We start from the raw sequence: 1191 nt of genomic DNA on the forward strand, positions 1-1191 counted from the left end.
GAGGTCGCGGGAGCAGCCCGGCGATGCTGCCGAGGATAGCGGGATTGGCCATGGTTGATCTCCTGGGGAGAGGGCTGCTCAGGGTGCCGTCATTGTGGTGGTGGGCGTCGAGCTCGTTTTGGCGATCGACGTGCCGAGCGAGGACAGTCCGGCTGACCTGACCGGCTGGCTTTGAACCGGGCTGATTGAGAGGATCAGCACGGACCAAAGGAGTTGGAGATGCGGCGAGGTCAGAATACGAGCGCAAAGCAGGTGGGGCTGACGCTGCGCCAGATCGAGGTGCTGACGGCGCAGGGCAAGTGCTTGGCGCTCGCAAGGAGGCGGAGATCTCCGAGCAGAGCTACGACAGCTGGCGCCGTATCGGCCAACGTCCGGCGTCTGGTCAGCGACGTCTTGGTTTGGGTCGCGTGCCGAGGATGACGGCAGCCGTCGCGGCCACGCCGGCAGCGAGCACGCTGGCCGTTGCGAGCGGATGCAGGGTTGCCCGCGTGTAGGCGCTGGTGCGCATGACGTAGACTGGAGGGTCGCCGCGGACTGCACCGGCATCCCGCGGCGCATGCAGCGCGCCCTCAGGGTTTCTCGGCTTCTCGGCGCGCTTCTGCNTGGAGGGTCGCCGCGGACTGCACCGGCATCCCGCGGCGCATGCAGCGCGCCCTCAGGGTTTCTCGGCTTCTCGGCGCGCTTCTGCAGCGCGATGATGGCAGGCGCGAGCTCGTCGTACGCGCCCGGTGCGAACTCCTTGCCCATCACAAACAGCTTGCCGCCACCGCCCACGAAGATGTCGCGCTGCGGGTGCACGGCGGCGTGCAGGATGGCGTTGGCCACCTCCTCCGGCGGGTAGATCGGCGGCGGCAGCGTCGGCTCGCGGTCCATGTAGTTGCGGGCGCGCTGAGGCAGCGGCGTATCGATGGAAGCCGGCTTCACCAGGGTAACGGAAACCGGCGCGCCCTCGGCAATCAGCTCCATACGTAGCGTGTCGGTGAACCCCTTCACCGCGTGCTTCGAGGCGGCGTAGAGGCCCTGGAACGGGAAGGCGAGGTCGGAACCGATGCTGCCGACGTTGATCAGCGCCCCGCCGCGCTCGCGCAGGTGCTCGGCCGCCACGAGGGACCCGTAGACGGTGCCCCACAGATTGGTCCGGATCAGCCGCTCATGGTCCTCCGGGGCGATCTCGCGCAGGGGTCCGTAGAC

At 68.3% G+C, this 1191-nt stretch carries 2 pseudogenes; one reads left to right on the forward strand and one right to left on the reverse strand.

Annotated features, from left to right (window positions below):
- Positions 1–219: 219 nt before the first annotated feature.
- Positions 220–359, forward strand: a pseudogene (locus ACKUB9_RS34300) (IS3 family transposase); the annotation flags it as partial.
- A 23-nt stretch (positions 360–382) separates the two neighbouring features.
- On the opposite strand, the pseudogene ACKUB9_RS34305 reads toward ACKUB9_RS34300, so the two are convergent.
- Positions 383–1191, reverse strand: a pseudogene (locus ACKUB9_RS34305) (SDR family NAD(P)-dependent oxidoreductase); the annotation flags it as partial.

It is taken from the genome of Methylobacterium oryzisoli (genome assembly GCF_046557895.1).
Classification (GTDB): Bacteria; Pseudomonadota; Alphaproteobacteria; order Rhizobiales; family Beijerinckiaceae; genus Methylobacterium; species Methylobacterium oryzisoli.